Origin of the sequence: Exiguobacterium sibiricum 7-3, from assembly GCF_000620865.1 — a bacterium.
Lineage (GTDB): Bacteria > Bacillota > Bacilli > Exiguobacteriales > Exiguobacteriaceae > Exiguobacterium_A > Exiguobacterium_A sibiricum_A.
Window position 1 is genome coordinate 1,671,428 of sequence record NZ_KK211190.1, and the last position, 22,007, is coordinate 1,693,434.

At 48.3% G+C, this 22,007-nt stretch carries 32 protein-coding genes; 13 read left to right on the top strand and 19 right to left on the bottom strand.

Going from position 1 to position 22,007, the window contains the following annotated elements:
• The first annotated feature begins 106 nt into the window (after positions 1-106).
• Together P402_RS0109610 and P402_RS0109615 are read left to right on the top strand one after the other, a co-directional pair.
• Positions 107-778, top strand: a complete 672-nt coding sequence (locus P402_RS0109610) for a hypothetical protein (protein ID WP_026828482.1) — start codon at positions 107-109, stop codon at positions 776-778.
• Between the two features lie 207 nt (positions 779-985).
• Complete coding sequence (locus P402_RS0109615; protein ID WP_026828483.1) at positions 986-1,282, top strand: hypothetical protein; 297 nt, start codon at positions 986-988, stop codon at positions 1,280-1,282.
• Positions 1,283-1,364: 82 nt separating this feature from the next.
• Here the strand turns inward: P402_RS0109615 and P402_RS0109620 are convergent, their stop codons facing one another.
• The 5 genes from P402_RS0109620 to P402_RS0109640 all read right to left on the bottom strand — a co-directional run bounded on the left by P402_RS0109620 (position 1,365) and on the right by P402_RS0109640 (position 4,769).
• Positions 1,365-2,552 (bottom strand): GGDEF domain-containing protein, encoded by a 1,188-nt coding sequence (locus P402_RS0109620; protein ID WP_235188858.1) that lies wholly within the window; start codon positions 2,550-2,552, stop codon positions 1,365-1,367.
• 129 nt (positions 2,553-2,681) lie between these two features.
• Positions 2,682-2,966 (bottom strand): holin, encoded by a 285-nt coding sequence (locus P402_RS16425; RefSeq protein ID WP_026828485.1) that lies wholly within the window; start codon positions 2,964-2,966, stop codon positions 2,682-2,684.
• Positions 2,936-3,598: a M15 family metallopeptidase gene (locus P402_RS0109630; RefSeq protein ID WP_026828486.1), complete on the bottom strand. Its 663-nt coding sequence runs from the start codon at positions 3,596-3,598 to the stop codon at positions 2,936-2,938. The genes P402_RS16425 and P402_RS0109630 overlap by 31 nt, the downstream gene beginning before the upstream one ends.
• A gap of 14 nt (positions 3,599-3,612) precedes the next feature.
• Positions 3,613-4,422, bottom strand: coding sequence for a helix-turn-helix domain-containing protein (locus P402_RS0109635; protein ID WP_026828487.1), 810 nt, complete (start codon positions 4,420-4,422; stop codon positions 3,613-3,615).
• Between the two features lie 149 nt (positions 4,423-4,571).
• On the bottom strand, positions 4,572-4,769 hold the full coding sequence (locus P402_RS0109640; protein ID WP_026828488.1) for a hypothetical protein: 198 nt from the start codon (positions 4,767-4,769) through the stop codon (positions 4,572-4,574).
• 113 nt (positions 4,770-4,882) lie between these two features.
• Here P402_RS0109640 and P402_RS0109645 point away from each other — a divergent pair, with 113 nt between their 5' ends.
• The gene (locus P402_RS0109645; RefSeq protein ID WP_034769900.1) at positions 4,883-5,668 is read left to right on the top strand and encodes a hypothetical protein; all 786 of its coding nucleotides are present in this window, start codon (positions 4,883-4,885) and stop codon (positions 5,666-5,668) included.
• Positions 5,669-5,689: 21 nt separating this feature from the next.
• On the opposite strand, the gene P402_RS0109650 is transcribed toward P402_RS0109645, so the two are convergent.
• Positions 5,690-6,043 carry a DUF402 domain-containing protein gene (locus tag P402_RS0109650; protein ID WP_081776639.1) on the bottom strand — a complete coding sequence of 118 codons (354 nt, stop codon included), beginning with the start codon at positions 6,041-6,043 and terminating at the stop codon, positions 5,690-5,692.
• Between the two features lie 196 nt (positions 6,044-6,239).
• Positions 6,240-6,656 (bottom strand): NAD(+)--rifampin ADP-ribosyltransferase, encoded by a 417-nt coding sequence (gene arr / locus P402_RS0109655; RefSeq protein WP_026828491.1) that lies wholly within the window; start codon positions 6,654-6,656, stop codon positions 6,240-6,242.
• A 352-nt stretch (positions 6,657-7,008) separates the two neighbouring features.
• On the opposite strand from arr, the gene P402_RS0109660 reads away from it, so the two are divergent.
• Together P402_RS0109660 and P402_RS0109665 are read left to right on the top strand one after the other, a co-directional pair.
• Positions 7,009-8,133: a GGDEF domain-containing protein gene (locus tag P402_RS0109660; RefSeq protein ID WP_026828492.1), complete on the top strand. Its 1,125-nt coding sequence runs from the start codon at positions 7,009-7,011 to the stop codon at positions 8,131-8,133.
• A gap of 25 nt (positions 8,134-8,158) precedes the next feature.
• Complete coding sequence (locus tag P402_RS0109665; protein WP_026828493.1) at positions 8,159-8,395, top strand: hypothetical protein; 237 nt, start codon at positions 8,159-8,161, stop codon at positions 8,393-8,395.
• Positions 8,396-8,453: 58 nt separating this feature from the next.
• On the opposite strand, the gene P402_RS0109670 is transcribed toward P402_RS0109665, so the two are convergent.
• Positions 8,454-9,002 carry a GNAT family N-acetyltransferase gene (locus P402_RS0109670; protein WP_026828494.1) on the bottom strand — a complete coding sequence of 183 codons (549 nt, stop codon included), beginning with the start codon at positions 9,000-9,002 and terminating at the stop codon, positions 8,454-8,456.
• 112 nt (positions 9,003-9,114) lie between these two features.
• Between P402_RS0109670 and P402_RS0109675 the strand changes: the two genes are divergently transcribed.
• The 8 genes from P402_RS0109675 to P402_RS0109710 all read left to right on the top strand — a co-directional run bounded on the left by P402_RS0109675 (position 9,115) and on the right by P402_RS0109710 (position 13,823).
• Positions 9,115-9,309 carry a DUF4177 domain-containing protein gene (locus P402_RS0109675; RefSeq protein WP_026828495.1) on the top strand — a complete coding sequence of 65 codons (195 nt, stop codon included), beginning with the start codon at positions 9,115-9,117 and terminating at the stop codon, positions 9,307-9,309.
• Positions 9,310-9,463: 154 nt separating this feature from the next.
• Positions 9,464-9,751, top strand: a complete 288-nt coding sequence (locus P402_RS0109680; RefSeq protein WP_026828496.1) for a hypothetical protein — start codon at positions 9,464-9,466, stop codon at positions 9,749-9,751.
• A gap of 127 nt (positions 9,752-9,878) precedes the next feature.
• A complete protein-coding gene (locus tag P402_RS0109685; protein ID WP_026828497.1) occupies positions 9,879-11,114 on the top strand; it encodes an MFS transporter in 1,236 nt (411 codons plus the stop codon).
• A 111-nt stretch (positions 11,115-11,225) separates the two neighbouring features.
• Positions 11,226-11,726: a DinB family protein gene (locus P402_RS0109690; protein ID WP_026828498.1), complete on the top strand. Its 501-nt coding sequence runs from the start codon at positions 11,226-11,228 to the stop codon at positions 11,724-11,726.
• A 318-nt stretch (positions 11,727-12,044) separates the two neighbouring features.
• A complete protein-coding gene (locus P402_RS0109695) occupies positions 12,045-12,587 on the top strand; it encodes a hypothetical protein (RefSeq protein WP_026828499.1) in 543 nt (180 codons plus the stop codon).
• 23 nt (positions 12,588-12,610) lie between these two features.
• On the top strand, positions 12,611-12,832 hold the full coding sequence (locus P402_RS16430) for a PLD nuclease N-terminal domain-containing protein (protein ID WP_012370247.1): 222 nt from the start codon (positions 12,611-12,613) through the stop codon (positions 12,830-12,832).
• Positions 12,833-13,006: 174 nt separating this feature from the next.
• The gene (locus P402_RS0109705) at positions 13,007-13,432 is read left to right on the top strand and encodes a MarR family winged helix-turn-helix transcriptional regulator (protein WP_160168613.1); all 426 of its coding nucleotides are present in this window, start codon (positions 13,007-13,009) and stop codon (positions 13,430-13,432) included.
• A gap of 19 nt (positions 13,433-13,451) precedes the next feature.
• Entirely contained in the window at positions 13,452-13,823 is a 372-nt protein-coding gene (locus P402_RS0109710) for a hypothetical protein (RefSeq protein ID WP_026828501.1), read from the top strand.
• 40 nt (positions 13,824-13,863) lie between these two features.
• Here the strand turns inward: P402_RS0109710 and P402_RS0109715 are convergent, their stop codons facing one another.
• The 11 genes from P402_RS0109715 to P402_RS0109765 form a co-directional block, all read right to left on the bottom strand.
• Positions 13,864-14,208 (bottom strand): hypothetical protein, encoded by a 345-nt coding sequence (locus P402_RS0109715; protein WP_235188859.1) that lies wholly within the window; start codon positions 14,206-14,208, stop codon positions 13,864-13,866.
• A gap of 14 nt (positions 14,209-14,222) precedes the next feature.
• Positions 14,223-14,438: a helix-turn-helix transcriptional regulator gene (locus P402_RS0109720; RefSeq protein WP_026828503.1), complete on the bottom strand. Its 216-nt coding sequence runs from the start codon at positions 14,436-14,438 to the stop codon at positions 14,223-14,225.
• Positions 14,439-14,551: 113 nt separating this feature from the next.
• Positions 14,552-14,791 (bottom strand): hypothetical protein, encoded by a 240-nt coding sequence (locus tag P402_RS0109725; RefSeq protein ID WP_026828504.1) that lies wholly within the window; start codon positions 14,789-14,791, stop codon positions 14,552-14,554.
• 105 nt (positions 14,792-14,896) lie between these two features.
• On the bottom strand, positions 14,897-15,691 hold the full coding sequence (locus P402_RS0109730) for an ATP-binding cassette domain-containing protein (RefSeq protein ID WP_026828505.1): 795 nt from the start codon (positions 15,689-15,691) through the stop codon (positions 14,897-14,899).
• Positions 15,688-16,482: an ABC transporter ATP-binding protein gene (locus P402_RS0109735; RefSeq protein WP_026828506.1), complete on the bottom strand. Its 795-nt coding sequence runs from the start codon at positions 16,480-16,482 to the stop codon at positions 15,688-15,690. The genes P402_RS0109730 and P402_RS0109735 overlap by 4 nt, the downstream gene beginning before the upstream one ends.
• A gap of 23 nt (positions 16,483-16,505) precedes the next feature.
• Positions 16,506-17,351: a nickel ABC transporter permease subunit NikC gene (nikC, locus tag P402_RS0109740; protein WP_051525147.1), complete on the bottom strand. Its 846-nt coding sequence runs from the start codon at positions 17,349-17,351 to the stop codon at positions 16,506-16,508.
• Positions 17,348-18,292 (bottom strand): ABC transporter permease, encoded by a 945-nt coding sequence (locus P402_RS0109745; RefSeq protein WP_026828508.1) that lies wholly within the window; start codon positions 18,290-18,292, stop codon positions 17,348-17,350. The genes nikC and P402_RS0109745 overlap by 4 nt, the downstream gene beginning before the upstream one ends.
• Before the next feature lie 15 nt (positions 18,293-18,307).
• On the bottom strand, positions 18,308-19,921 hold the full coding sequence (gene nikA / locus P402_RS0109750; RefSeq protein ID WP_026828509.1) for a nickel ABC transporter substrate-binding protein: 1,614 nt from the start codon (positions 19,919-19,921) through the stop codon (positions 18,308-18,310).
• A 104-nt stretch (positions 19,922-20,025) separates the two neighbouring features.
• Positions 20,026-20,871 (bottom strand): hypothetical protein, encoded by an 846-nt coding sequence (locus P402_RS0109755; protein WP_026828510.1) that lies wholly within the window; start codon positions 20,869-20,871, stop codon positions 20,026-20,028.
• A 71-nt stretch (positions 20,872-20,942) separates the two neighbouring features.
• A complete protein-coding gene (locus tag P402_RS0109760) occupies positions 20,943-21,506 on the bottom strand; it encodes a DUF1349 domain-containing protein (RefSeq protein ID WP_026828511.1) in 564 nt (187 codons plus the stop codon).
• A 40-nt stretch (positions 21,507-21,546) separates the two neighbouring features.
• Positions 21,547-21,933 carry a hypothetical protein gene (locus tag P402_RS0109765; RefSeq protein WP_026828512.1) on the bottom strand — a complete coding sequence of 129 codons (387 nt, stop codon included), beginning with the start codon at positions 21,931-21,933 and terminating at the stop codon, positions 21,547-21,549.
• Between the last annotated feature and the right edge of the window lie 74 nt (positions 21,934-22,007).

A 22,007-nucleotide genomic window follows, 5' to 3' on the forward strand; every position in this document is an offset into this window, starting at 1 on the left:
ATAATGACTAATTTTTGAAAAAATCAGAACGTTTCCCTGTCGTATTTGCTATACTCAGTTCAGACTAATTCATTAACCGTTTTGACGATATCAAAGAGGTGATCCCATGCAGACTTCATTCCGACTGAAAATCGGCTTGTTTCTTTCCAGTGTTTTACTGATCGTTTTCGTTATCCAGTCCGTCGTCCCTCGTTTTCTGACGTCGTTCGTTTCTCTCTTCGACAGTCGGACGACAAGCTCCTGTACGACACGCTGTGGCGACGCGTCTACTCTTTCGCTCCCGTCCGATCCACTTGTCATAAACTTCGACCCGATCGTCGAGAGCGTCGCGGCGGAACCGGAACCGCTGTTATTACGGACCGGCTTCGATTCTGCAGTTATCGCACCACCGTATCCATTCATCTTCATCTTCCTGGTGTTTGTATCAATCGGACTGCTCGTCTATTACATCAAGGTCATCCGACCGACCCGCTTCCAACCGCTTCTTTTAACTCAATCCCGCGTCGAAGTGATTCATTATCCCCACCAGGAATTGCCGGCAGAGGATATTCGCCAACATATGCTGATGTTTAACCGCCGGCTTCCGCAAACGATGCAACGACGCGAACAGGAGACGATGACCGAATGGTTCACGCGAATCAAGTTTCCGTCGCCGGTCAATCCCCATTACTTAGAAGTCCGTTATGGCGGGCACCTCTCGATCCCAATCCACCAACTGACTTTTTTTAAACAAACGACCGAAGACTTTTTACGGAAAGTCGGACCGACCATCATTTGATTCAGTAGTGCCTGATTCCAAATCAGGTGTTCCTGCATCAAGTGATTTTTTTGTTATCCATTAAACCATTCCCTAATCCACCAGTATTCGGTCTTTTTCGGACAGAAACTGATATTTCTAAAAAAATTTGGGTATTATAGACTATATAGCTAACTAACATCTTATAATTTTTTGAACTGTTTTTGAAAGAGAGCGAGGCGAAACGAGATGATTACAGCACAAGAAGCGTACTTCATCAAAAATGGTCTGAATGAACAGTTTCAAGACCCTCGAATCGACTGCGACTTTTCCATTTTCTCGCTCGAACCGTTTCAACTCCTGTTGCAGGTACATGATGCCGAAATGGATGAATTGAGTACGGAAACCCGGTACGTCCTAAGTCGTAAGATTCGGTCTCAACTGCATCAACTGGACGCAAAAGTCGGCGGCACACCCGTCAAAACTGTGTTCGTTATTTCTGCGCCATTGATTTCCGATCATTCCTATTGTGTGATTTTGCAATGATTCCAAAAACCATCTATTGGTCTCAAAAAAGCTCTGATCCCATTTTCGAATGGAATCAGAGCTTTTTCTTTTGAAGAAGCGTTCAACTCGCTTCATAGCTTGAAATCTGATTACGACCACTCGACTTGGCACGGTACAGGGCTTGGTCTGCCAGGACAATCAAATCCCCTTCCGTCAAGGTTTCATCCGGTCGTGCAACCGCTAGTCCGATGCTGACGCTCAACTGACAAAGCGGTTCATACGCACTGTGTTCAATCTTCAACCGGAGGATTTCACTGCGGATCCGTTCCGCGACATGCGTGATTTGCCCGACGTGCTCCGTCAAGATGACGGCAAACTCTTCTCCCCCGTACCGGGAGACGAGTCCAAACTCACCCGCCTGTTTTTTTAATGTAGCGGCGACTTTCTGAAGACACCAGTCGCCTTTCAGGTGACCGTACGTATCGTTGTACAGTTTGAACTCGTCGACATCAATCAAGATCAGTCCAACGTCCGTCTGTTGTTCCCGGGCTGCCGTAAACGATGCTTCCAGATGTTCATCAAACGCACGCCGGTTCGGAATCCCCGTCAAGGCATCATGCAACGAGCGGTGAATCAATGCCTGTTGGCTGCGCTCGAGTCGGAATGTCTGCAGGAATGCCATCAGCAGCAAGACGGCCACACTGACAACAATGACGATGACCCACTTGGCAGACGCCGACGCCTGTTTGGAACGATCGGTCGCTTCCTGGATGATTTTGTCGATATCTTGATTGATTTTTGCATTGATTGGTCGAAACTGATTGACGTAGTCCATCCCGCTGTAGCGTTTCAGTGTTGCCCGTTCGATTTGATTGCTTTGGATCCATCGAATCTGCTGTTCATAAAAGCCATCCGTCCGTAAAATCAACGGGATTGCTTCTTCTGCCAGCAACTGTTTGAGAATCGGATGGCGTTGATCCAGCATCTTCAATGTGGCGATCGTCTCTTTCAATTCGGCATTCGTATTTTTAAATTGTTGGAACGTCTGATCATTTTGATTGAGTAAGTAACTGCGGACCGTCAACTCTTGATCCAGCAATAAAGGGAACAGTTGCGAAGCGGCATTCGATATCGGAATCGCTTCCGTTGTGATCCGGTCGTTCTCTTGTTCAATTTTCAGGAATGCATTGTAACTCCAGATACTGGTAAACATCAATGAAAACAATGCAAGTAACAGGTAAAATTGCAACGTCGATAATTTCAAGTTCAGTCTGACCTCTTTCTTTTCCGTCGGCAGCGGCTGCAACATGCTGACGATACGGGACGCTACCTTATTATCGGTATCTTGGGATCAAACCATTAGCGCTCTACTCGAAATATTGCCCGTTGTCTGCACATTTCAAACAAATTACCAGTTGACATGGCACATTCAGACTGACTATTCCTGTCCGTTCCGTTGAACGAGGTCGTTCCATTCCCGTAGCGTGACTTGCGCGTGTTGCGCCGCCTCGGTCATATTGTTATTTTTCCACCAGGCATAAATCAGACTTCCTGCACCGAGGAGCGCCGTCAACGCGGTTTCGATCTGATTCGTCTCAAACGGTAAAGGCGTATAGCCGAATGCAAGTAACGTTAAGTTCACGAAACTGTAGAGCGGGACGACGAGCCGGATGAGGGCAATCGACCGTTCTTTCATCGTTGAAATCCAAACAGATGACGCCACGTAACCGGACCAACGACACCGTCTGCCGCTAACCGGTGCTGCCGTTGAAACTGTTCGATGAATTGTGTCAACTTCCAATCAAACTGACCGGTCAACGGCAAGCGGAGCCGTTTTTGAATCAGCCGGATCAATGTCCGGTCCATCCGCTCTGCTCCTGCAAAGAGCGGTCGTCCGGGATAACGGGGACCAAGCAATGGTTTCGGCTGACCATTGACCGCATCATAGAGTTGAAAATGCGGATAATCCGGAAAGCTGCCCCAGTCACCGCCCCATTGCATGTGATAACGTTTCATCGCGGCAACGATCTGCTTCAATCGTGGATCGGGTGGTGCCAGAAATTCCGCCCGTTTGCCGCCGTCCGCGTAGACAAATACATCGACGGCCACACCGAAGTTATGATTCGATGCGCCTCCTTTCGCATAGGTGACGATTTTTCCCGGACGGGTCCGGCCGATTGCGTACAAGGCATCCTGTTCCTGTTTCGTCCGGAAGGCTTGGGCGACGCCGACCGGCAATCCTTCTGCCGCCAGTTCCGTAATGACGGCGCGGGTAATCGCGATGACGTCCGGGTCCATCTCTTTCTTCAACTTCCGGTCCGCCTGTTCGAGTAACCAGTCAAGTGATGGTATCATAAAGTCCTCCTTCATCAGATAAGTTCTGCCAACAAGACCGCGAGTTCTCCTTGATCGGGAACGGTTTGTTCAAAACGTTGTTTTTGCTCCGCCTCTGCTTGTTGCTGTTGCCGGCGTTCCCGTTCGACCCAGTCCGGTAATTTACCGTGTCCTTTTCGGCGTGACGATCGCGCAACAGAGGTTCGGCGACGGGTTTCATGCATCTCGATTTGTTCCTGCGTCAACAAGTTCCGCTGTTTTAAACTGTTGATGATGACCTTGATGTAGTTGAAGTTACGGATGTTCGCTGCCGTTGCCTGCTCAATTGCATGATGCAGGACGGCGGGACTCGTTTCTTTTAACAAGGTTTCCAGTTGCCTGCGGATTGATGGCGTGACACGACCGATTTCCGTCTCAAAATGGTGAATGATTTCCGTCAAGTCGTGTCGTAGTGATGGTGGTTCTTTTTTTAAAGATTGTTTCTTAACCCCTTTTTCTTTGGTGTCGACAGGCGTCTCCCCGGTTGCCGTCTCTTGACCGGGGTCCTGTCGGGAAGTGTCCGGGGACACGGTCCGGATCCGGTAGCCGTTGGACGTTTGTCCCCCGTGCCGGTCAAACCGTTCGGCCTTTTCGATCCATCCCTTTTCAGTAAGGGTCTGGAGACAGTTTTTGACGGTCGTCTTGCCGCAGGGAACGGCGTCCGCGAGTGTCTGATGCGACGGGAACGCGAGTCCGTCCCGTCCGGCATAACTTTGAAGCAGCAGGTAGACCATTTTTTCATGGACGGATGTAAACGCGGCTCCATCGCGTAACAGTTGATGTTCGACACGTAAGTAAGGTTGCATGATGTTGTCCTCCTTTAAGTTCAGGAGGGAATTCCTCCTTTCTATCAAGAAATAACAGGACGATGCACCCGGTTGTTCGGAATTTTTTAGACAACAAACAGGCACGATGTAACCGGAACAATCAATTCCGATTACATCGTGCCTGAGATTTAGAGGAAACGGAGATACAAATACGGCAGTACACTGGCAAGCAGTAAGCTAAAAGCCGTCATACCGATTGTAATGAGAATAGCGTTTGAAATCGAAAGCTGTTGTTTTCGATAAGACAACATGACGGCTTTGACAATCGTAAAGAGCATTAATCCACTTAAGAGAAATGAGCCCATCAGGAGGATCAGCACTTCCATACCGTTCACCCTTTCCTGTTTTTTAGTCATTCGACAATCTTTTCTTGACGAACCGCTTAAGCTTGCTAGACTGAACAAGAGAACGCTTACACTAGATAAAAGGAGTTTTTATAATGGCACGACAACACGCCCTGCTTGCCCGCCTCGACCAAATCGGTCAACGACTGGAACAAACAAATGATGCCTGGTTATTACTCGGACTCGGTTCCGTCGGTCAGGAACTCGAACGGCTCGATACTTATTCCGATCTCGATTTTTTTGTCATTACGAAATCGGGTCAAAAACAACGGTTCCTCGACCGGCTCGACTGGCTGGAGTCCGTTCATCCGCTCAGCTTCATCTTCCAAAACACGGTCGACGGGTTTAAGCTGTTATTCGCCGACGGCATTTACGGCGAATGTGCGATTTTCGAACTCGACGAGATGCCGGACATCGCCTTTTCCCCCGGACGGATCGTCTGGCAGGATCCGACATTCCCGGGTGTCGACTTGACGATTTCAAAACAAACACCACCACCAATCCGGCGGGATACGCTCGATTTTGCGCTGAATGAAGCGTTGACGAATCTCTATGTCGGACTGTGCCGGTATGCCCGCGGCGAACGGTTATCCGGTCTCCAGCTTGTCGAACAGCATGCTTTTTCGAATCTGTTGTCGGTCCTGCATCTGCTCGAGTCGGAAGTCGTCTATTATCCGGACCGGTACGGCAATGAACGCCGGGCCGAGCAACGGTTCCCGGAAGCCGAAAAACGATTTGCCGATGTCCTGCAAGGATATGCCCGGGTCCCGGAATCGGCGCTTGCGTTGCTAGCGTGGCTCGAACAGATTCAGCCGGTCAATCCCGCGATGGCAGCTGAAATTCGGAAGTTGGCTGTAGAATGTCAGAGGAAAAACGACTGACGTAGCAGAGCAGCACTGGTTTCATGACAATCGGTTTGCTCCACTGTTTTGTGGCAATCGGTCAAGCCAGCGTGTCAAAAATCCATCAAACGGAAACGTCTGTCGTTGAATCCTATACTGCAGCTGGTGTAACATCCGTTTCGCTCCTTCGATGACGTCTACCGGATAATGATACAGCTCTTGATGGATTATGAATTCACCTTCGTCGACGACCGCCCACTCACAGGCTGTATTCCGGATGAGATCGAGGTCAAGATCCACAAACCGGAGACCGGACGCTGTCCGTTCCGTCGGCAAACAGATGTTGCAGTAATACCGCTCACCATCCGGTTCGAGATCGAGATTGACGGTATATCCTCCGGCAGATCGTAGTATTCAAGCGACGGTGTGTCACAAACGAAGGTTTGCTTACGCGTGTGATGTACGAACGAACATCGCGGTTGTCCGTAGACCAGCACGTATTGTTTGGTTTCCTGTAACAAAGTCGTTTCCCAGTCGCAGTGAAGCGACCCGTCATATTTAACGGCTTGAATCAAGAGAGCCAATTTTTTCACCTCTTCATTTGTCTGGTTCAATCCAAAATAACATTTTTCCCTTCCTTCGTTAACTGGGCCAAGGAATCCTTCATTTGCTGAATCCTTTCGTCCGAATGCCGCTCCCAAACGCTGAGCTCCGCGACGATGAGAAGCGGTTCCTTCGACCGGTAGGACCGTGTCGGATTGCCGGGAAATCGCTGATCCGTTAAGTTCGGATCGTTTTCAAACGGTCCGAGCGGTTCGACAAGATAAATCCGTTCCTTGCCGTCGCCCTTCGCGAGCTCAGCGCCCCACTTCGCGGCTTCGAGCGTTGCCGTAAAATAGATGTAATTCGACCGTTTCTCCTGATAATTCGACAGGTGGTTGGTCTGCAACTGATTGCCGATGTGCAAAACGGCTTTCGTCCCGTGCAGAAATGGTCCCCGGTCGAGAACTTCGGTTTGTCTGGTCATTGCTGTTCACTTCCTTTTCAGTAGTATTGTTTGTAGTGTAGAACAGAACGAAAAGCAAAAGTAGTCTGTTTCCATATACAGATTCGCGGTATAATTCTAGTAGAGAAGAAGTATAACCCGTAAAAAAAACTCCCGAATATACGTCACGTTCCGTCAGGATCCGTGCGTTCTGTTCGGGAGTTTTCTTGTCTTAGCCGGGTGGTGCTCTTTATCCCGATGCCACAATGGATGACCCTTTTTCAATGATCGACCGTTCACGCTTATCCCGGTTCCGATCGGAGTTGGCCGATAGGCTTTCTTCCCGATTGACAACTTTTGTCAACATGGTATCGTAAAAGTATCACGGTCAAGGATGTGGAAAATCATATTCATCGTCGAGCTGCTCGTCAATGCCTGTATCGCGTTTACCGGGTTTTACATCATTTCAAAAATCATCCATTCGACTCACTTTTCATCGTCTACGACGACATCCGTCATTATCGGACTCGCGACCGGATTACTCGGGGTCGTGCTGATGTTCAAAGGGATTCAAGTCAATGAGTCGTTACGGATGGATTTGCGCCATTTACCGCTTGTCCTGCTCGCTTTTTACGGCAACCGTTTTCCGCTCGTCATCGCCACCTTGATCATCGGTGGTTCCCGGTTTTTATTTGGCGTTACGCCGCAAGCTTTTGTCGCATTCGTCGCCATCATCGCCATCAGTACCGGGATGATTTACATTCACCGTAAATTGTTCAATCGTCCATTTCGGCAAAACCTGTCCCTCAATATTTGGGCGCTGTTGATGATCACATTTGCCGTCCTGATCAACTTAGGATTTACGGATGCCTCGCTTCGTTTATTACTCGCGACCTGGACGATCGGTCTAGCTGTCGGTGTCCTATCAAGTCTGTTGACGCTTGATTTCCAGATGCTGAACCGCCAAGTCGAATTGTACAAACAGTCTGCTGAGCGCGATCACCTGACTGGACTCTATAACCGTCGTGTCTGGGACACCCGGACAGCGGGACTGGAACAGGAAGGACGGATCTACAATGTCCTTGCCCTCGATATCGATCACTTTAAGCACGTCAACGATACATATGGTCATGGAAACGGGGACCTTGTCCTGAAACAGTTCGCGAACATCCTGATGGAAGAAACACGCCCACACGATGTGACGGCACGGATCGGCGGGGAGGAATTCATGATTCTTGTCTACGACCTTGCCCCGTCCAAAGTCAACAAGGTCGCGAACCGGATTCGGGAACGGATTGCAAATGAACGGTTCCAGCTTGACGGATTTCCTGCCATCACGGTCACGACCTCAATCGGAATCGCACACGGAAAACATGTTCATATCCAGCAAATGAACGTGCTGGCGGACGAAGCCTTATACACGGCCAAACAACAAGGGCGGAATCGGACGATTCTGTTCGATCAAGCCGATCAGCAGGATATTGCGGCGTCACACTCCTCAACGGAGACAACGACTTAACTAGAGATGATTGGAGGTTTTATCAATGTATGAACCAAAACGGGAATTCATTACCACTTCGGAAACGATTCTATTCGTCAGCAGCCTGTTCATGTGGTTGTATATCGTTCGATACTTTGGTACGGTCGATTCCGCATGGTCGATTTTACCAGCAGTAACGTTCGTTTTATTTTTACGTTCGTTCATCGGCAGACGGGTCGATTTGAGTTTTAACTGGGCAGAGGAAGAAGAAGCAAGAAAATCCGATCAAAAACAAGGTTGAACTAACAACAGCCCGGCTTCTCCGTTTGTTCAGGAGGAAGACCGGGCTGTTGTTTCATTTACTGCTCGAAATAACGCTCCCGGGTTAAGACCATCAGGATTGAATCGACACGTTGTCCGTCAACTTCGAGATCATCCTGTTCTACACCGGTCACTTGAAACCCTAGTTTTTCATAAACGTGCCGTGCCCGCGGATTAAAATCAAAAACGCTTAACGTCAAGCGTGCAAGCGATGTCTCTTGAAACAAGTAATTGATTAGCAACCGTGTTGCTTCCGTTCCAAGACCGCGGTTTCTGCCGGCTTCTCCAATCAAAATCCGGAAGTTCATGCTGTGGTCGCTTGACTGATAATCATTGACGACGACTTCACCGACGAGCGTACCGGTTGCTTTGTCGATGACTGCCAAATCCAGACGGTCCGGCTGGTCATGCCTCGTCCCGTACCAGGTTTTAAGGGTCTCCCAATCAAAATCTGCTTCACTTCCCGTCAGTTTAAGGACTTCCGGATCTCGCAAACACTGTTCAATCAAGGGGAGATCTTTTGCTTCAAACGGTCGGAGGAAGACCATTTTTCCCGTTAAAACGGGTTTTTTTAGTAGATTATGCATCAACTGACTCCTTTCGATTTCTTTATATATTACGAGAGTAACAGTTTAAATAGGAACCTGGTTCTATTTTCAGGCGTATAATAGTTCAAAAGTGACTCAAGGAGGAAATAATATGTATGAATACCAGTATATCCGGATTGATTTCAAACGATTGTCAGGTGCCCCGAAAGAAGATTATCGGGCAGTCATCAATCAACAAGCCGAAAACGGATGGCGTTTTGTTCAGCTCATCGCTCCAGATTTCGTGACGTCAGGCGTCGGTGTCGGAACCTATTACGAACTCATTTTTGAACATCAACGTTCTTAACATAAACATAGATGATTCCATAAATTTTGATCTAATAGGTAAGCTCGTCGAAATTAAAATTACACTTCCTTACAATTTTGTACGTTTCATTTACAATTCCAATCTTTTATACTGAATGTATTCTTAACGTATTTAAAAAGGAGTAATGTTCTCTATGAAATTCCCCAAATGGCTCCTTTACCTCGGCGCTCTTCCGACATTCGTTTTCGCCTTTTATGCCATCACGAATCCGCCCTTTCGCGCTGATATCGCCGAGTCCTTTCCGATTGCCGCGCCTGTTATCGCTGTCATTCTTACTTTATTTGTCGGTTACTGGACTCTGTTCTTCATTTTTGTGAACGGCCTCCGCCGTCACCTCGACCTAGTAATTTTGTCAGCCCTGTTGCTGATTTGTTTTCTGTTATCGAGCTTGTTTGCGACACTCGATTACTTCCTCACCTAATGGATGTATCCCAGCCATCTTCCGGATGGCTTTTTCCATTTTCTTCTTGCTTTCTTCCTTGCTGTCCCTTAATATCAATTGTAATCATTTTCTATATATTCAAAAAACATTTGGGGGAGGATGACGCATGCGAGGAACATGGAAACACCCTGCTTTGTTGTTATCAAGCGTCGGCATCTCCAATCTCGGAGCGTGGGTGTATTTCATCGCCCTGAATCTGATTGTCCTTGAACGGACGAATTCAGCGTTCGCCGTCTCGATTCTTTACATGCTCGTCCCGATTGCCGCCCTGTTATCGAGTTTTTGGTCCGGTACGGTCATCGATCGCGTCGATAAGCGGAATCTGATGGTGCTGCTTGATTTGTCCCGGGCTGTCTTGATTGCCGTCTTACCGTGGATCGATTCGTTATTCGTCTTGTACACACTGGTCTTCTTGATCAACATCGGCAGCTCATTGTTTGAATCGGCTTCTTTAATCTACATGACGAAACTCGTCTCAAAAACCAACCGGCAACGGTTTAATGCCTTAAAAAATTTCATCCAATCCTGTGGCTTCATTCTTGGACCGACGATTGCCGGTCTCTTGTTCCTCGTCGGCTCCCCGACGTTTGCCATCTATCTGAATGCCGGTGCCCTTGGTTTGTCGGCCCTGATTCTGTTTTCCCTGCCGGATATCGAAAAACAAGCGACCATTTCCGGTGCCGAACGGCTCAGTTTCAGCATGATCGTCGCCGACTGGAAAGAAACGTTACGTTATGCGCACAAACACCGTTACATCACGCTCGTGTATACCCTGTTCTGCGTGATGACGATTTTCATGTCCGGCCTTGATTCACTCGAAGCAACGTTCGCGACCCGTGTTCTTGATTTTTCCGAGAGTACATACGGCTTCCTCGTCAGTATCGCTGGACTCGGTATCATTGCCGGTTCACTCATTAACGCGACGTGTACGAAATGGCTCAGCTTACGATTCCTGATTGGCTTCGGAGCCACCGCGACACCGGTCGGCTATCTCATTTTTGCGACGGCGACGGATTTCAGTTTTGCTGCAATCGGGTTCTTCCTGCTGACGTTTGCCTTATCGTTCGCGAATACCGGATTTTTGTCGTTTTATCAAAACAACGTTCCGGTTTCGATCATGGGACGGTTCTCCGGCGTCATCAATGTCGCGGAATCCATCTTGATCATCGGACTGACGTTATCGATCGGTCTGCTCGCTGAAACGTTTTCAATCCGCTCGACCTATATCGTCTGCTCGCTCGGCTTTTTCCTGATTGGTCTTGTCTCATTACCGATCGTCTTTAAACGGAACAAACAAGAGTTGTATGCGATGGCGATCGACGAAGAAATCAAAGTATCATGAACCACAGGACAACGTGGAACGACTCCTCGTTGTCCTGTTTTTTTATCGTTCAAACGACAAGCGGACATGCTATAGTCAAGAAAATGGATATCCGCTGAAGGAGGGATTTACGTGACGGGAATCGACTGCCTGTTGTATCTGCATCAGGAACTGGACCGGTATACCGAAGATCAGATCCACCACATTTCGCAACCCGGAGTCTGGTCGCTTGGTCAAATGTATGATCATATTTTACTCGTCGCCCATGAATATATGGACGAAGTCGAACTCTGCGCTTCGCTGTCGACCGATACAGCGCACGGTAAAACACCGTTCGGAGAAGAACTGTTCCGCCAGAATGCTTTTCCGCCGATCAAAATCAAACTGCCGGACGAGATGAACGCCCCGCCGGATAATACGGACAGCCGCGACCGCTTAAGACAACGTCTGCTTGAGCTGATTGAACGGATGGAAGACTGGTCGAAACGGCTCGGTCACATCGATCCGCAACGGAAAACAAGACATGGTGGTTTTGGCTGGTTGAATGCAAAGGAATGGTACCAATTGATCGAGATGCACACCCGGCACCATTTCCGACAGAAAAAAGAGCTGGAACACGTTCTTCTCAGCTGACGGTTGCTTCGCAAAAGTACTGCATCCTACACGAAACCCTCCCGATTGCATCATTCAGGAGGGTTTTAAGTTTGAACTAGTTTGGCGCGATGTGAGCAAATTCCGCAATATCAATAAAATGTAGAACTTGATGAGGATCTTCCCTTGAGACTTGGTTCCTCGCGTGCAGATGATCAGAACATCTCCTCTTTCACTTATAGTAAATGTGTCTGATCCTTTTTTACATTTGTATGAATTTGTTAAAAAAACCTTTTATCCAATTTACAAAAAGTGTATATTGAAACCATCTATTCGTTTAAAGGAGGATCTACCTACCTCGTGAAATTCTTTAAAACAACCCGTACCGAAGAATTGTCTTGGATTCCGGAGCAGGAATGGCAAACCGTCTGTGCCAAACGATCCATTCAAATTCAACAGCATCCGAACGAACAACTTATCGGACTGGCTTACAATAATCAACAGCAGGTCGTTCAAGTGACACGTAACATTCATGTGCCACTGTTCAGCTACTACGTCACGTTACTCGAAAATCGCCACACGCATAAAACCGTTTTATCCAAACGGTCGCATATGACGATTCAACATCTCTCGACGCGTCTGTACAGCTCGAGCGAATTTGCTGAATTCAGCTTGCTCGATATCCATGTGCGGGAAGAAGGTCTTGGGGAACGCGGTTTATTGCTCGAGTCCCTGATTCACGATATTCAACATCAATACACCCATTACCGGGTCAGCGGAGACTTTACCGCCATTTCTTACGGTGGCCGCGTCTCTGCCGAATGCTTCACCCGATACGGCTTTACGATTGAACAGGATCGGTTGATTTTGAAAAATTTTCATGACCGATTATTTGTTAGCTAATCATTGCTCAGGAGGTAACTGGTTTGGATCTAATCAACCGAAAGTGGTTCAACAATGTCATCCATCTGCTTGGATTCTTTTTAATGGTCACGGCCTATTGCGACTTATGGAAACGTCCGAAGACACGCGGTCCCAAATGGATCTGGGGCATCCTGATTTTTCTCGTTAATTATCTCGGACCAATTGGTTATTTGATATGGGGACGGCATGTCCCGCCACCGAAAATAACATCACGTGCTAATTAAAAAGCTTCCTTCGTCCGCCCGGTTGATCGGGTCTACTGAAGGAAGCTTTTTTGTCAGGCGCAAGTGATAGGAGAACGATCGATTTTGTGTTAATTTGAATATATGAAAACGCTTGATAAAAACGGCGTTTCTCATTATTTTACCGTTTACACGGTGACAGAAAAGAGGGATCTGATGACTTCACACCTGTCTACTCCATCCTACCGTCATTGGCAGGCCATCCAAAAACTGCATCACCGCTATATGAAGGAAGTCAACGCGGTCCTGAAGGATTGGGGCTTATCGAAATCACAGTTCGATATGCTCGATACGTTATACCGGGAACAAAGCGCGACACAAAAATCACTCGAGACGACACTTGAACTGTCGAGTGGTGCCATCTCGCAAACCTTAAAAAAACTATTCGAACTTCACCTCATCACCCGCAAACGAATCGACAGGGAAAAACGGTTGGTCCTGACACCGTCAGGCGAAACGATCGTCGAGGAATCGTCCCCTGTCGTCGAAGTCATTCATGAACAGTATTTCAAACAGTTTACGATGGACGAGCATGAGTCGTTCGACCGCCTGCTCCATAAGATGCAAAACAATCATATCTAATCAGGAAGGAGCTGTTCTGATGATTCTCAGACATTTTACACACCGCCGCTTTTTACCGGCCATCGTCACCCGCGGCGGACTTTCCGTCAAGGATACAGGCGGAGATTACTTACAATTCGAATTCGATCCTCCAAGTGATCGGCTGTTAAAGACAATCCATGACAGCCGCTCCTCGAATGAACTGCCGTGGGACGAGACTGATACTGTTGCGCTTGACTTCGATTTCGTCAAGATGCAGGCAGCTCATATCGAAGTCCTGGAACAAGTAAAGAACGCTACGTGGAACGTCGAACCCGATTCGAATGTCGGTCCTTCCCGATTCGTCAAAAGCTTTTTATCGCTCGGTTATCTGACGGAAGAATCAAGAGAACAGCTATCCGAATATTACTGAAGAACAGGTCGACTCGACCTGTTCTTTTTTGGGTTTATCTTCAGCTGCGTCGACTGTATATAAACAGCGTCACCGGAAACGTCATCACCTGAATGAACAGCACACACAACAAAGCTGTTAGAACATCTTCGATGATTCCCCACTGCACGAGCATCAGAACTGCAAAAACATACACGATACTCAACGCATACGACATGTGACCACTTTTCATCTTAATCGCTTCTTGCCGTTCGTCATGCGTTTCAGCAGCCGGGAAGACCAAGTCGATCGCCAATTGACTGATTCCGACGAGGATGAGGATGATACTGTGCGGGCTCGGTCCATCAACAAGAGTCAGATAGGTACCGTAGAAAAGTAGAATAACGAACAGTAAACGATTAATCATCGGCATATATTTCATCAGGCATCGTCTCCTTTTTCTTTCGAATCGGGTATAAAAATCGCTTCAATCGGACAATCAAACAGAGCAGCGATTGAAAACGCCAGTTCGAGTGATGGATTATAGCGTTCTTTTTCGATGGAGATAACCGTCTGCCTTGATACACCCAGTGCTTTAGCGAGTTCGCCCTGCGACCACTGACGGGCTTCCCGTAACACCTTCATTCTGTTTTTCATCCCAGCCACCTCTTACTTCCAATAATAGGTAAATCGAATCTTTGTGTCAAGTTTCCTTTACAAGCAAGATAAAAGAAAAACCATCCAATCCGCTTGGACTGAATGGTTGACGATCAGGATGATTTGACTGGTTGAACGGCAGTTTCCTGTTGCTTTTTTAAGTCCTGTTTCCACCAACCGGCGATGTAAAATAAAGCAGCCATTACAAAAAAGGCCATCGGGTAATAGATCAAACCAGGCTGATGCGAAGCCTCCAATGTTAAATACATGTACGTTTCAAAGATTTTAATGACAAACAGCATGACAATCCCGATCGCTACCGCAAGCGTACCCAACAGATAATGTTTATTCATCCTCGTCGCTCCTTCTCCATTTTTTTAAAGATACCACACCCATCCATTATTTACCTTATAATTAAAAAAGCATACAAAAAAACCTCCTTACGATGTAAAGAGGTTCTATTTCCGAATCGTCCGGTACCGTGGATGTGTCGCAAGTACCGCTTGTCGGATCGCTTCGACATGTCCATCCGTCGCTTCCGAAAACGACCGGAGCGTCGGGTAGTGACCGACCAGCTGACCTTGATCGAGAATCACGAACCGGTCGCTCAGTGCTTGCGCCGCCTGCACATCATGCGTGATGAAGACATAGGCGAGACCAAGCGTCTCTTTTAAACTCCGCAATAAGTCGAGAATCAGCGCTTTATTGACCATGTCGAGACTGCTGACGGCTTCATCGAGGATAATCAGCTTCGGATTCGTCGCGATCGCCCGGGCGATACAGATCCGTTGCAACTGACCGCCGCTGAACTGATTGGGGTACTTCGTTAAATCCGTTGCTGATAAACCGACCTGTGTCATCAGCCAGCCTAACCGTTCGTCTAATGCATCGGGTGACAACCGGAGGAAATTCGTCAACGGCTCGGCGATGATCTGTCCCGCTGTCAGCTTCGGATTGACGGCCGCAAACGAATCCTGAAAGACGACCTGGATGTCTTTCCGGTATTCCTTCGACGCTGATTCGTAAATGTCTTGTCCTTCAAACATGACCCGTCCTGCTTTGGGGCGCTCGAGTCCGAGTAAAATCCGACCGAGCGTACTTTTCCCGGCACCGCTGCGGCCGAGTAAGCCAAGACAGGTTCCGGCTTCAAGCGTCAGTGAAACGTCCTGTAATACCGTCTGCTCTGCCTGCCGCGTTAAAAACCGTTGATTGCCGTAGCGGTGGGAGACGTGTTCCAATTGCAACAGGTTCATGCCTTCATCCCTCCTGCTTGAATTCCGTGTTGGGTCAGCAGTTGCCGGGTGTACGGGTGACTCGGCCGGTCGAACAGATCAAAGACATCCGCCTGTTCGACGATTTCCCCATCCCGCATGACGAGGACATGGTCCGCCATCTCGGCGATGACACTCAAGTCGTGGGAGATTAAGAGAATCGCTGTGTCATATGTCGCCCGGACCTTCTCGAGATAATACAGGACCAGTTTTTGATTGTAGACGTCAAGCGCCGTCGTCGGTTCGTCGGCAATCAGGACGTGCGGACGCAGACAGACCGCGAGTGCAATCATGACCCGTTGCAACATGCCGCCGCTCAGTTCAAACGGATAGGCTTTCAGAATCCGGTCCGGCTGATCGAGATTAACTTCCCGTAATGCTTCGACCGCTCGGTTCTTCGCTTCGCGCTTACCGCACCGGTCGTGCGTCCGGATTGTCTCCATTAATTGATGACCAATTGTATAGACCGGTGTGAAGGCACTCATCGGATTTTGCATGATGAAGGCAATCTGCCCGCCGCGGACACGCCGGAGCGTGCGGTCGGACAATGTCATCACGTCCGTCCCTTCAAGGATAATCCGTCCTGACTGACGGATGACCTTTTCGTCGAGCAGACGCAGGAGAGCCAGACTCGTCACTGTCTTACCGCAGCCGCTCTCCCCGACCAGACCGACGATTTGTCCTGCTGCCAGTGAAAAAGAAATATCACGGACGAGCGGCTGACCGTTCGTCGTTTCGATCGTCAATTGTTCGACGGATAATACAGGTTTCATCCGAGTCTCTCCTTTCATTTCGTTTATTTGGTCACACCGAACCGTTCCGATAATGATTCACCGAGCAGATTAACGCTCGCAATGACGAGCATGATCAGCAGACCGGGATATATCATCAGTTCCGGATTCGTCCGGATGTATGATTTGCCTTCGTGAATCATTGCACCCCATTCGGCTCCCGGCGACTGAACACCCAGACCGAGGAACGACATCGCCGAGATATCCATGATTGCCCAGCCCATCTCGAGTGTCCCGATGACAAGCAACGGCGGCAGGATGTTCGGCAATAAGTGCGTCCGGAAGATTTTCCAGTGTGAGGAGCCGTTGACACGTGCCGCAGCGATGAAATTCTTTTCCTTCAGCGTCATGATCAGCCCCCGGAACATCCGGGCGTAGTAGACCCACTGGACGAGCATTAAGGCGATGATGACCTGTTTCAGTCCCGGTCCGAAAATCCCGACGAGACCTAAGACAAGAATCAGACTCGGAAAAGCCATCACCCCGTCACAAAACCGCATCAGCAGTTGATCGACCCAGCCGCCGATGTAGCCGGCCAGTGTCCCGATCAATAACCCGATCAACAGCGATGAGGCGAAAATCAGGACGGCGAATCCGAGCGATACCCGTGCACCGTATAACAGACGTGACAATGTACAGCGTCCGAGATGATCGGTTCCGAGTGGATACGTCCAGGATGGCTCCTGCAATTTCACTGCCAGATTGACGAGATACGGATCATGCGGGGCAAGCCACGGTGCAGCCAGAGCCGCGAGAAACAACAGCCCTAAAAATACGGAACAGCCGATCAAAATCAGCCGTTGATTCGACAGGCGGTCCAGCAGACGCGGTCGTCCAAGCGGAACATTCATCGTCTGTCCCCTCCTTTCCGGGCAATACGTGGATCGATTGCCAGTTGTAACAAATCAACGAGCAAACTGCTGCCGATAAATAATAAAGCAGCCAGGAACACATACCCTTGAATGATTGGCATGTCCCGGTCAAAAATCGCTTCGATGAAATAACGGCCAAATCCCGGCCACGAGAAGACGGTCTCGACGATGATCGTCCCCGTCAACAGTTTCCCGAGGTTCATCCCGAGTCCGGTCAACATTGGCGGAATCGCGACCCGCAAGACATGTTTTCCTAAAATGATGGTTTCCCGAATGCCGCGTGTCCGGGCAAACAGGACGTACGGTTCGCGCATCGTCTCAATGACACTCGTCCGTAACAGCCGTGTATAAAGGGCAATCAGCGGCAACGCAAGCGTGATTGCCGGCAAGATGACGTGACTCGGACTGCCGATCCCGCCGACCGGTAATAAATCAAGCTGGACGGAAAAAAAGAAAATCAGCAGGTAGCCGAGCCAAAATGACGGAATCGACGCACCGATGAAGGCGATCCCCCGGCTCAAATGGTCAAAAAAACCATTCTTTCGAATTCCCGCGAGAAAGCCGAGCGGGATACTGACGAAAATCGCTAACAACAGACTCGACAGCGCCAGCTGGACGGTCGCCGGCAAACGGAGCAACACTTCGTCGAGGACCGGTTTCCCGGAAACGTACGATGTTCCGAAATCAAAACTTGCCAGCCGGACGACGGTCGTCACGTACTGGGTCAAAAACGACTGATCGAGTCCGAACTCTGCCCGCTTTTGCGCGAGCACCTCTTCCGTCGGTTGGATGTGGGCGGCAGACAGATACGCTTCCGCCGGATCGACCGGTGACAAATGAATCATCGCCGTCAGTAATAAAATCGCGAGGAGCAGGATCGGAATGACCGACCCGACCCGTTTCAGAATATAGACGCCCATTCCGTACACCTCCTTTTACTTGATGCCGATTTGAGCGAACGGGCTTTCATCACGGTTCGCGGCAAATTTAAAGTTCGTGACACCGTTTTGATAAATCGCCATCTTTTTCAGATACGAGATCGGGACGAGGGCTCCTTGATCCTGGAGCGACGGCAGAATCTCGGCATACATCTTCTGACGTTTCGTTTCATCAGTCGTCTTCAGGACATCTTTCATTTCCTGTAACAGTTGATCCTTGTTCGGGTAAGCGGAAATCGCTTCTTTAAAACCGAATCCGTCCGTACCGATGATGTTGACGAACGTGTGCGGATCATACGGTGCCCCGAAGTTACTGTACATGTTGATATCGAATTTGTTGTCTTTGAAGCGCTGGACTTGATCCGGCAGCTCGACACCAACGATTTTCAAGTCGACGCCGATAGTCGCCCACTCTGACTGTAACGTCTCCGCCATCGCTTTTTGAACAAGTTCCGCGGCATCATACATCATTTCAATCTGTAACGGTTGCCCGTCTTTTTCACGGATTTTTTTGCCGTTCGGCAGTTTCCAGCCGGCTTCGTCCAGCAACGACTTCGCCTTTTTGACATCAAAGTCCCGTTTCTCGACGTTCAGGTTCGATGTGTACGGCAGGTTCGGCGGCAGGATGAAGTCAGCCGGTGCTTCGAGACCGGACGTGATTCCCTCAACAAGTGTCTTCTTATCAAAGCCGTATTGCAATGCCTGACGGACGCGTTCGTCCGCGAGCTGTTTTTTCTTCGTGTTCATGATCAGTAGACGTGTCGCAACCGGTTCCGACATCGTCGTCTTGTAGGATTTCGTTTCTTTCAGTTGATTATAGGCGTCGACACTGATTGCCCCTTCCCCGAAAATCAAATCGATGTCGCCTTTTTCAAAAGCGAGTACGCGGCTTTCGGCATCGGGAATGATGTCGACCTTGATTTTCTTGACTTTCGGCTTTGGTCCCCAGTAGTTTTTGTTGATCTTAAACGTCGCGTATTGATCCGCTTTGTACTCGTCAAGTACCCACGGACCGGTTCCGACTTCTTGTTCAACGCCTTTTGACGTATCGCCGTTTTTCGGGAAGCCGGCTTCGCCGAGGAAGCGGACCGGGCGGACGACCGCCAGTTCCTGAATCGTCGGATAGTACGCTTCCGACAACGTCATCCGGAACGTCTGCTTGTCGACGGCTTCCGTTTTGTCGATTTTTGAGATAAAGCCAAGCCAGCTATGTAAGGCTTTGTTTTTGAGAACAGCATCAAAGTTCTTTTTGACGATCGTCGCGTCAAACGTCGAACCGTCCGAGAACTTGACATCATCACGCAAGGTGAAGGTATAGGTCTTGCCGTCTTTTGAGATGTCCCATGATTTCGCGAGGAACGGCTCGAGTTTCCCGCCTTCCGCGTAATGGACGAGCGGCTCATAGACCATCGACTGGGCGAACAGTTGCGACGGATTGTAGACATGCGGGTTCATCTCGCCGATGTCACGCGGCCAGGCCAACGTTAACGTATCTTGATCTGATTTATTGTCAGCACCTTCGTTCGGGTTCGAGCAACCAAACAGCAGTGTCGTAATCGAAAGGATGGAAACAGCTTGAATGATGGATTTCTTACGGCGTGAAACGTTCATAGTGGACAGGACTCCCATTCTTATTGATAATCATTTTCAATTGTAAGAGTCCGTGCTAAGAATTGTCAATGGATAATCCGTGAAAGCGTTGATTTTGCGGTGTTTTACGATGAGGTCGAATCATTTTTGTATTGCGTGTAATCTGCCTCAATACATTCGAAGACTTTTCCAGCCCCATAGTAAAGTGCAATGAGTCCACCAATCCACATACTCATATCGGATATTCTTTCTAGCACCAGCGAGAAATTCAATACACTACTGCCTAGTAGAATAATATGAAAACATGCCTTTTTTTGAGCAAGCTGCCTATTTCTAGTTTCACTTGAAAACTGATACTTAAAGTCTGTTCGGTAGTAACACCATTCAAACAGAGTTGTATGCGACGACAAGGATAAAAAGAATACCCAACCGACAAAACTACCAGTCAACCACAATTCGTTCCATTGGAGGAATGGTATCGCGCTGGTCAAGACACCTGTGCTGAATATGAATGGCATGAGAACGAAAAACAAGACCTGATCGATGAAGAAACAGAAACGATTTTTTAAAAAGGTCCAAAACGTTTTTTTGTCTCGATTCGGATCAACTTGATTTTTCTCGTTTGAAGATTCATCTTCTACAATCAAAGGACTAATTGTGAGAAGAAAAATAAGTGCCAAAACGATCAAGGCAATCCCTTTCAGCGAAACGGTATCGCCTCTGTGCAGATTCTCTAAAAATAGAGCAGTCGCATAGAGAATAATTAAAAGATAACCCGCAAACAGAAGATAGTTGCTCCGTCCTTTTCGGTCAAAGACGATTCGTCCACGAACCAGTTTCCGGATCATCGTTTCATACCAACAAATGAAGCAATCCATTGGACGATTTAATTGATGGATGACATACATTAATCGACCGACAATGCCGTAAGATAGGAAGCATACTAAAAAGCTACTGAAGATCATGCCCATTCTATTTTCTCTCCCCTCACAAATAAAGCACTCATAAGATGATTATGAGTGCTTAATTAATCTGATTTTATTTATATTTCGCGACAATCAAATGCCAGTATTTCGACGTCACACCCTTGCCCTTCAAGATTCGGACTGCAGGCATACGGTCCGACTTTCCAGTCCCCTTCCGCGTGTAGATGGGCAATCCGCAATTGTTCTTTCGTCTCACCGTCGATAAAGTACAGTTCGACGTCCTGTTGATTGCAGACGAGCTCAAACGTCAACGGCTGATCAAAGACCGTGTTGTCGATATCGCGCGACGACCAATCGGAGTAGCCGAACGACGTGACGACCGCTCCGAGATGAGATTTTCCGTCCGGAATGAATTCCGCTGAAACTTTTAGCCAGTTATCTTCGTTTAAATAGAGTAGGATGCCTGCCTGGTCATACGTCAGTCGCGGATGCAGCTTCACTTCGATTCGGCAGGAAAAAGACGGTGCCGGAATCGGTTTAAGTAAGGCGTGACCGGTCATCCGGTTGAATTGATAATAGGTATTGCGCCAAAAGTCGGTATCGCCTTCTGTCGTAAATGTTAAGCGTTCCTGCATGTCGATTTCAGTTGGTTGGTTGATCCATTCGTAATCTTGCCACATATCAATTCCTCCTGTTTTATAAATGAGTGTGTTGCATTGGTTACTTGTCGTCCACAAACTGCTCGAACTCCATATGTTCAGGTGCACGGAAGTCATTCTCATTATAACCTGTTTCCTTAAAGCCGTAGCCCACGTAGACGGCAGTATAATCTCCATTTTTTTCTCGAACATTAAAAGCATATGACGTCCGGGAGTCATCATGGAACGTAACATCGTAGCCATAACCGTATTTCGAGAAATGACTTTGCATCTGATACTCGTCTTTTTCTAGCCCATACTGTTGTTCCAGTCGGTCTTCCAAATACAGCTGCCGCAGGATTTTCTGATGAAAGGTATACAAAAAACATGAAACCAATATGAGCACCATCGAAATCAAAATTAAACGTCCAATCCGCCACTTGCCGTTTACTTTCCAAAAGTGTGTCATCAGTGCTCCTTCCCTCCTGTCTCCACGTATGATACGGTACGGATAAGGAAGATATTGTTAATGCAAGTTCCTAC